Source organism: Xenorhabdus budapestensis (genome assembly GCF_002632465.1).
In the GTDB taxonomy this organism is placed as follows: domain Bacteria; phylum Pseudomonadota; class Gammaproteobacteria; order Enterobacterales; family Enterobacteriaceae; genus Xenorhabdus; species Xenorhabdus budapestensis.
Window position 1 is genome coordinate 19,458 of sequence record NZ_NIBS01000001.1, and the last position, 8,901, is coordinate 28,358.

Consider the following 8,901-nt stretch of genomic DNA (forward strand, 5'->3'; position numbering starts at 1 on the left):
CATCAACATAGTGAGTTAAGGAAATAAATATCGATATTCAATAGATTGCACAGGCCATGTATGTAATGACAGAACAGGTCAGACCGGGACTCACCAAGCCTGAAAGAAATATTGAACTCCGGGTTCGTAAAAGTAATGAGGTGTGAGTCGGCGAATTTCATTAGGGCTAGCAACTGCATCTGTTGTGAAAAGCCGGATATATAGCTGCAATCGTCCTGTCGTCATCAAGTACAATGTTTGGCAAACGGGAGGTGCTCATATATATTTTTTGAACCTGTAGAAATGAAAACCGTTTATAGGAAGAACGGGCTTGGCTGGAATAACTTTTCTACTTCGGGAACGAATTTCTTATCCGTAATAAACATGATCACATGGTCGCCTTGCTGAATGAGGCTGTAATCATTGGCAATGATGACTTCTTCTCCACGGACAATAGCGCCAATTGTTGTTCCTGAAGGCAGTTTTATGTCTCCTATTTTACGCCCAACTACTTTGGAAGTGTGTTCGTCACCATGAGCAATGGCTTCAATAGCTTCGGCAACGCCTCTCCTTAATGAGAATACACTGACAATATCTGCTTTGCGGACATGGCCAAGTAGAGCAGATACAGTGGCTTGTTGTGGAGATATAGCAATATCAATGACTCCACCTTGCACCAAATCAACATATGCACTGCGTTGAATAAGTACCATGGCTTTTTTGGCTCCCATTCGTTTTGCGAGCATAGCTGACATGATATTGGCTTCATCATCATTAGTTAATGCTATGAAAACATCAACTTGTTCAATATGTTCTTCTGCCAGTAACTCTTGATCTGAAGCATCACCATAGAACACGATAGTATTGTGCAGTAGTTCTGCAAGCTCAGTTGCTCTTTCTTGATTATGTTCGATAAGTTTGACGCTATAATCTTTTTCAAGACGTAACGCTAAACCTGCTCCAACGTTGCCGCCTCCGACAATCATGATTCGCTTATAAGGTTTTTCAAGGCGTTGCAATTCGCTCATTACAGCTCTGATATGCTGTGATGCAGCAACAAAAAATACTTCGTCTCCAGCCTCTATAATAGTAGAACCTTGTGGCCTGATTGGGCGATCTTGTCGAAATATCGCAGCAACTTTACTATCGATATGTGGCATATGCTCGCGGAGGGAGGATAAGGCGTTACCTACCAATGAGCCACCATAATAAGCTTTTACTGCTACAATGCTGATCCGTCCTTCTGAAAAATTAACAACTTGCAAGGCTCCAGGATATTGAATCAATTTATAGATATAATCAATAACTAATTGTTCCGGGGATATCAGATAATCGATTGGGATATCATCAGGTTGAAATAATTTTTCTGATTCGCGGATATATTCAGATGAACGGATACGGGCGACTTTATTAGGTGTGTTAAATAGAGAATAGGCAATTTGGCAGGCAATCATGTTGGTTTCATCTGAGTTGGTGACAGCAACCAACATATCAGCATCTTCTGCTCCAGCTTCCCTCAGAACTCTGGGGTGAGATCCGTGACCATTCACAACTCGTAGATCGAATTTGTCCTGTAACTGGCGTAAACGATCTGTATCGGTATCAACGACAGTAATGTCATTGTTCTCATCAACTAAGTTTTCAGCTAATGTTCCACCAACTTGACCAGCACCCAGGATAATTATTTTCATAGCTATTCTCTTTGTGTGTTAGAAGCTACATTTTATTTTTGTTATTTTAGCAAAGCCATTATATTCTCTCTCGTCCGATAGGAGCGAGAGAAAATTATTATTGCTTAGTCAATCGGGCATAAAAGAAACCGTCACCACCAATTGTTTCTGGAGTAATTTGTATTCCGGGTGTTTCCAATGTGCCTGTTCCAGAGAGTTCAGCGTCTGCATGTCGTTCTAAGAATGCTTTGATTTGCTCACTATTTTCATTTGGTAAAATGGAACATGTTGCATAGACCAGCGTGCCATTCTTTTTTAAATATGGCCAAATAGCATCAAGAATTTCAGATTGTAGTGTGACTAATTGATCAATATCTTCATTTCTCCTTAGCCACTTTATATCAGGATGACGGCGGATCACACCTGTTGCCGAACATGGTGCATCAAGCAGAATACGATCGAATTGCTCTCCGGCAGCCCATTCATGTGGAAGACGTCCATCGCCTGTTTTGACGACAGCATGTAAACTAAGACGTTGTAAATTTTCTTTCACACGCTTAATTCTTTGCTCATCAATATCGATAGCAAGTACTTTGGAGTTTGGCGCTATCTCAAGTACATGGGTTGTTTTTCCGCCTGGAGCAGCGCAAAGATCGAGGATCTTTTCTTCATCACGTGGCATTAATAATTCAGCACACCCTTGAGCAGAACGATCTTGAATGGTGACCCAACCTTTATCAAATCCGGGCAGGATATTCACAGAGCAAGGGGTTAGCAGGCGAATTGCATTGGGATAATTTTTATCCAGCTCTGCTGCTATATTGGCTTCTTGTAATAAGGCAATGTATTGATTCGCAGAGTAATGGAGCTGATTAACACGTAGCCACATAGGTGGTTTTTGATTATTTGCATCTACAATATTTTTCCAATCTTGTGGATAAGCTTTTTGGATGCGGGCCAACAGCCATTTGGGATGTAAATGGTGACTGACATTATTATTGGCTTGTTCGACTAACTCTTGTTGTTGGCGCTGAAATTGCCGGAGAACACCATTAATCAATCCTTTTAATTGTGGGCGTTTTAAGCTGATTGCACCATTAACAGTTTCAGCAAGTGCAGCATGTGCAGGTATGCGTGTATACGTAAGTTGATACATTCCAATCATGATCAAGTAGTGAAAAACGCGTTGCTTACCTTTCAATGGTTTTGCCATCAATTGGGAGATAAACCACTCCAGTTGAGGTAATACCCTCATTACGCCAAAACAGAGTTCTTGGAGAAGAGCTTTATCTTTGTCAGACACTTTTTGTTGGAGTTCAGGTATAACAGAGCTGAGAGACTGCCCTTGTTCCAGCACTTGGCTAATCGCTGTTGCAGCGATGCTTCGTAGGTTATATATATTTTTCATGATATGAGTATGGTCAAAAGTATGATTAAGAAGCTGAATATCATCAGCATAATAGTAAAGAAGGAAGATACCTGTATGGTGCCAGCATACAGGCAAATGAATATTTAGTTGATTTTGTTACCCGGAGTGAACCATTCGCTTTTAGAGTTTAATAAATCGGCGGCTGACATTGCTTTCTTACCAGAAGGTTGCAGCTGAGTAATATTCAATATCCCATCAGTAGTGGCAACTTGAATTCCTTTCTTATCCGCATGAACAATTGTTCCTGGAGCTTGGTTAGTTCCTTCTTCAATGACATTGGCCTGCCAAACCTTGATAGGCTGTTCATCAATAAAAAAGTAACTTACTGGCCAAGGGTTGAATGCACGAATACAGCGTTCAAGTTGGGTTGCCGACAAACTCCAATCTATTTTTGCTTCATTTTTGCTGAGCTTTTCAGCATACGTTGCAAGAATATTATCCTGAATTTCTGGCTGGCTCTTTCCCGATGTGATTAGGTTCAATGTATTGAGTAATGCATCAGAGCCAATATTAGCAAGCTTGTCATACAGGCTTGCGCTAGTATCTTCATTTGTAATTGGGCAGGTTGCTTTTAACAGCATATCACCAGTATCAAGGCCTGCATCCATTTGCATGATCGTTACACCAGTTTCTTTATCACCAGCCCAAATGGCGCGCTGGATAGGTGCTGCACCGCGCCAATGAGGTAACAAAGAGCCGTGAACATTGAGGCATCCCAGGCGTGGTATATCTAATACTGCTTGAGGCAGGATCAAACCGTATGCAACAACGATCATAATATCAGCTTGTTGATCTATGACCCACTGTTGACTTTCTTCTGTACGTAATGTTTTGGGCTGGAAAACCGGTATGCCGTGTTCTTCTGCCAATACTTTTACAGGACTTGGTGTCAATTTATTACCTCTTCCTGCCGGTTTATCAGGTTGAGTGAGTACTCCAACAACTTGGTGCTGCGATTTTAATAAAGCAGCCAAATGGCTAGCCGAGAAATCAGGTGTTCCGGCAAAAATAATATGTAAAGAATCAGACACTGTTATTTCCTGTAATGATGAGTTTACTTGGCTTTGACTCTCAGTCGGTCAATTTTTTCGACTTTCTGACGAATACGTTGACGTTTCAGCGGTGACAGATAATCAACGAACAGTTTACCGATCAAGTGATCCATTTCGTGTTGAATACAGATGGCTAACAGACCATCAGCTTCTAATTCAAATGGTTGACCATGATAATCCAGGGCTTTAATTTTGACTTGCTCGAAACGCGGTACAAACGCACGTTGTTCAGGAACAGATAAACAGCCTTCTTCAATTCCTGCTTCTCCAGATTCATTAACTAGTTCTGGGTTGATAAATACAAGTCTCTGGTCACGGTTTTCTGAAACATCAATGACAACAATTCGCTGATGAATATTAACTTGGGTTGCTGCCAAACCGATGCCTTCCTCTTCATACATCGTTTCAAACATATCATCAATGATACGCTGGATTCTTGCATCAACTTTTTCAACTGGTTTTGCAACTGTGCGAAGCCGCTCGTCTGGGTAATGTAATACTTGTAAAACTGACATATAAGTTTAGAACTGCATCCAAAAAGTGAGTGATAATTGGAATCTATTCTAGACATTTCCTGATTAGATTGACAGTATTGCCTACAAATTAGTCATGTAAGTGTGACAGCTTATTGAGTCAGGATGACAATATGGAAGTGATGGAAATATGGTTGCGAATGAGAATGGTTTCTCATCTGTCAGCCGTAAAAGCAGTGCCTATTATTGAGCGACTTTTGCAAACAAAAAATGTCAATCATGCTGTAATAAGAGATTGTGGTTTATCATCTTCGCAGTGCACACAGTTTCTAAAGGCCAACCCTTCTGTGTTGGTTTCGAGTCTCAATTGGTTGGAGCAACAAGGGAATCACTTATTGACTTTCTCTCATCCGGCATATCCCCTTTTATTGAAACAGATCTATTCTCCTCCACTTGTGCTTTTTGTATCAGGTGATATGACCGTTTTATCTGAGAAACAAGTTGCAATGGTAGGTAGTAGATCAGCAAGTTTTTATGGTGAAAAATGGGGAAAGATATTTGCTGGTGGATTAGCTGAAAATGGAGTAGTAATAACCAGTGGATTGGCGATTGGGATTGATGGTATCTGCCATCAGGCGGCTGTGGATGCGGCTGGAAAAACTGTAGCTGTATTGGGAAGTGGACTTAAAAATATTTACCCTAGCCGTCATCAAAAATTAGCTCACCGTATAAAAGAAAATGGCGTTCTGGTTTCTGAATTTTTCCCCGATATACCACCTAAGGCCAAAAATTTTCCAAGACGAAACCGGATTATTAGCGGATTGAGTTTAGCGCTTATTATTGTTGAAGCTCACCAGAATAGTGGTTCACTGATTACGGCCCGCTGTGCACTTGAACAAGGAAGAGATATTTTTGCATTACCAGGTCCACTGGGAGTGAATTCAAATGAGGGTAATCACTGGTTGATCAAACAGGGAGCTTATTTAGCAACCAATGTGATGGATGTTATGGAACATATCCAGACGAACTTTCAATGGGTTAATTTGGAGAAAGAAGATAATAAACAATTTGAACAAACTGAGTTGCCATTTGCTGATGTGCTGGTTAACGTAAGTGATGAGGTCACACCAGTTGATATAATTGCCCAACGTTCTTCTCTTCCTATTACAGAAGTTATGACCCAGCTATTGGAGCTTGAGCTGATGGGAAAAGTCGCTGTCGTTGCTGGTGGCTATGTTCGAGTGAATTGAGTTTTTCCTTTTACTAAAAGTTATGGTTTTTCAATATGGTAGCTAATACAGCGAGTAGGATATGCCTAAAAAGATGCCTTTTGCGATAAAAGAAACAGAACATTGCTCTGATTGTGGTGCTGAATTAGTAATCCGCAACGGAGCTCATGGCCCATTTTATGCCTGTTCTAATTATCCGTCATGCTGTTATGTTCGGCCGTTAAAAGCATCTTCAGATGGACATATTGTCAAGGAATTAAAAGGACAAACTTGTTCGAAATGTGGCTCTACCTTGGTCTTACGGCAAGGGCGGTATGGCATGTTTATTGGCTGCAGTAATTATCCTGAATGTGATCATACGGAAATCATCGATAAACCTGATGATACTTCAATTAATTGCCCTCAATGTAAGCAAGGCAAATTACTTCAACGAAAGTCACGATTTGGTAAAACATTTCATGCCTGTAATCGATATCCCGAATGTCAGTTTACACTGAACAATAAACCGATATCTGGGGAGTGTGAGTTTTGTCATTATCCCTTGTTAATAGAGAAGAAAACTGCTCAAGGCATTAAATTGTTTTGCGCTAGTAAATTGTGTAGCAAGCAGCAATTCATTAGAACCGAGAAATAAAATGAGTAATAAAGTTTCACCTGAATTTGATGTAATTATTACTGCCTTAAAAGAAGAAAAAGTGATTGCTTATCCGACAGAGGCTGTGTTTGGGTTGGGTTGTGATCCTGACAGTGAAACAGCGGTTAACAGACTATTATTGCTGAAAAATAGGCCATGGGAAAAAGGGCTGATCCTTATTTCTGATAGCTATGAGCGGCTATACTCCTATGTTAATGATGAACAGTTAGATGATGAACAAAAAAAGACAGTTTTTTCTTTTTGGCCGGGGCCAGTGACATGGGTTATTCCAGCCAAAGTGACAACACCAAAATGGTTGACGGGGAAATTTTCAAAATTAGCCGTTCGAGTTACAGATCATCCTTTAGTTAAACAATTATGTTCCCTTTATGAGAAACCTCTTGTATCGACTAGTGCAAATTTGAGTGGGTTGGAGCCGTGTCGGAGTGCAGAAGAGGTTCGTAGACAATTTGGAAACGATTTTCCGGTATTAGAAGGGGAAATTGGTGGGCGTAAGAATCCATCAGAAATCAGGGATGCTTTGACAGGTAAACTATATCGACAAGGGTAGGGAATAATGGATAAATTTGCGGTTTTTGGTAATCCGATTGCGCACAGTAAATCCCCTGATATTCATCGATTATTTGCTGAGCAAACGGGTATTGAGCATCAATATGGGCGGGTACTTGCTCCAATAGAACATTTTGAACAATCGTTGGAGCAATTTTTTGTGCGGGGCGGTTTAGGGGCGAACATTACCGTTCCTTTTAAAGAACGAGCTTATGAGTATGCACATAAATTGACTAAACGCGCAAAACTCAGTGGTGCAGTTAATACCTTAAAAATGATTGAAGATAATCAGGTTTTTGGTGATAACACTGATGGTGTTGGATTATTGGCAGACTTGCAACGACTCAATTTTATTAGCCAAGGGCAGCATATACTGATTATAGGGGCTGGTGGTGCAGCAAAAGGGGTAATTTCTCCTTTATTAGAGTCAGGTTGTAAGATTACTATCACTAATCGTACGTTCGCACGTGCACAAGCAATAGCGGATAAATTTTTTGTATTAGGTCATATCCAGGCCGTTGATATAAAGTCTCTCCTGTCTCCGGATTTTGATCTTATCATCAATGCAACAGCTTCTGGTCTTAGTGGGAGTATTCCTGAAATATCACCCCTGATTTTCCATGATGATAGTGCTTGCTACGATATGTATTACCAACAGGGATTAACTTCTTTTCTTGATTTTGCTCAGAGAAATAATGTCTCACGTCTGGCTGATGGATTAGGGATGCTGGTGGGACAGGCTGCACATGCTTTTGCACTGTGGTATGGAGTTCTACCAGAAATAGAATCTGTTTTAACTATTTTAAGGAAAGAATTACAACATGAATCAGGCTATTCAATTTCCTGACCGTGAAGAATGGAATGAGCAGGAAAACAAAGTTATCTTCCCTGCTATGGTAGATGGTTTACTGGTGCAGTGTATGATTAGTACCGATGAGTTAATTCATCGATATGGTAAAGATCTTCATCCACTCAAGCTATTTCGCCAACATCGTTGGGATTTGGAAGAAGAATTTGAAGAAGCCATCCTGAGTGGAGTGGATGATCAATTTGGGCATTACTCTTTACCATCTGATGTACCTGCTAAGTAATCATCTTTCCAGCGGACATAATTATTAGCGGAATAAAGCAGCCCTTCCAGTTCTTCAGATTTAAGTTTTCTTACTTGTTTGGCGGGGCTACCTACATACAGATACCCACTCTCTAATGTTTTTCCTGGTGGTACGAGGCTGGCTGCTCCAATAATAACATTATCTTCAATAACAGCTCCATCAAGTATAATTGCCCCCATTCCAACTAGCACTCGGTTTCCAATCGTACAACCGTGCAACATTGCTTTATGACCGATAGTGGCTTCTTCACCTATGATTAGAGGGAAGCCATTGGGATTATTAGATGATTTATGCGTAACATGCAAAACAGAACCATCTTGGATATTTGTACGTGTACCTATAGAAACGTAATTTACATCACCACGGATGACCACTAGTGGCCAGATGCTTACATCATCCGCTAATCTGACATCTCCAATCACAATAGATGTAGGGTCTAACATGACTTTTTGACCAATTTGAGGCCGTAAGTTTAAATATTGACGTAAAGTAGTAGACATAAAAAACCTAATGGCAGTAAAAGAGAGTAACAATTATATGAGATGTTATTGAGGAAAAGATCACTATACAATGGAAAATTAGCGTTAATTTTATCCTGGTTGGGTGGTTTTTATACTTATTGGTTTAAAAACTGTGCATTTGAAAATGAAGTTGCAAAAAAACTATTGTCAGCGCCGGAAAACGCCCTATAATGCGCCCCCACTGACCGACGCTGAGCTGAAACACGCCGCGCCGGCCAGGGAGAAAAAAGCG

At 40.5% G+C, this 8,901-nt stretch carries 10 protein-coding genes; 5 read left to right on the plus strand and 5 right to left on the minus strand.

The features are described 5' to 3' along the window. Positions 1-293: 293 nt before the first annotated feature. The 4 genes from trkA to def form a co-directional block, all read right to left on the minus strand. Positions 294-1,670, minus strand: coding sequence for a Trk system potassium transporter TrkA (gene trkA / locus Xbud_RS00185; protein WP_099134178.1), 1,377 nt, complete (start codon positions 1,668-1,670; stop codon positions 294-296). 97 nt (positions 1,671-1,767) lie between these two features. Continuing rightward, positions 1,768-3,057 carry a 16S rRNA (cytosine(967)-C(5))-methyltransferase RsmB gene (rsmB, locus tag Xbud_RS00190; RefSeq protein ID WP_099134596.1) on the minus strand — a complete coding sequence of 430 codons (1,290 nt, stop codon included), beginning with the start codon at positions 3,055-3,057 and terminating at the stop codon, positions 1,768-1,770. A gap of 104 nt (positions 3,058-3,161) precedes the next feature. Further along, a complete protein-coding gene (fmt, locus tag Xbud_RS00195; RefSeq protein WP_099134179.1) occupies positions 3,162-4,109 on the minus strand; it encodes a methionyl-tRNA formyltransferase in 948 nt (315 codons plus the stop codon). A 23-nt stretch (positions 4,110-4,132) separates the two neighbouring features. Next, positions 4,133-4,645, minus strand: coding sequence for a peptide deformylase (gene def, locus Xbud_RS00200; protein WP_099134180.1), 513 nt, complete (start codon positions 4,643-4,645; stop codon positions 4,133-4,135). 131 nt (positions 4,646-4,776) lie between these two features. Here def and dprA point away from each other — a divergent pair, with 131 nt between their 5' ends. The 5 genes from dprA (at position 4,777) to Xbud_RS00225 (ending at position 8,127) form a co-directional block, all read left to right on the plus strand. Next, on the plus strand, positions 4,777-5,853 hold the full coding sequence (gene dprA, locus Xbud_RS00205) for a DNA-protecting protein DprA (RefSeq protein ID WP_099134181.1): 1,077 nt from the start codon (positions 4,777-4,779) through the stop codon (positions 5,851-5,853). 61 nt (positions 5,854-5,914) lie between these two features. Further along, entirely contained in the window at positions 5,915-6,466 is a 552-nt protein-coding gene (locus tag Xbud_RS00210; RefSeq protein ID WP_099134182.1) for a DNA topoisomerase family protein, read from the plus strand. 1 nt (position 6,467) lies between these two features. Then, positions 6,468-7,037, plus strand: a complete 570-nt coding sequence (tsaC, locus tag Xbud_RS00215) for an L-threonylcarbamoyladenylate synthase type 1 TsaC (protein ID WP_099134183.1) — start codon at positions 6,468-6,470, stop codon at positions 7,035-7,037. Between the two features lie 6 nt (positions 7,038-7,043). After that, positions 7,044-7,883: a shikimate dehydrogenase gene (gene aroE / locus Xbud_RS00220; protein WP_099134184.1), complete on the plus strand. Its 840-nt coding sequence runs from the start codon at positions 7,044-7,046 to the stop codon at positions 7,881-7,883. Beyond that, positions 7,858-8,127 carry a DUF1488 family protein gene (locus Xbud_RS00225; RefSeq protein ID WP_099134185.1) on the plus strand — a complete coding sequence of 90 codons (270 nt, stop codon included), beginning with the start codon at positions 7,858-7,860 and terminating at the stop codon, positions 8,125-8,127. The genes aroE and Xbud_RS00225 overlap by 26 nt, the downstream gene beginning before the upstream one ends. On the opposite strand, the gene Xbud_RS00230 is transcribed toward Xbud_RS00225, so the two are convergent. After that, positions 8,094-8,648 (minus strand): gamma carbonic anhydrase family protein, encoded by a 555-nt coding sequence (locus Xbud_RS00230; RefSeq protein ID WP_099134186.1) that lies wholly within the window; start codon positions 8,646-8,648, stop codon positions 8,094-8,096. The two genes, Xbud_RS00225 and Xbud_RS00230, sit on opposite strands and share 34 nt — an antisense overlap. Positions 8,649-8,901: the final 253 nt, after the last annotated feature.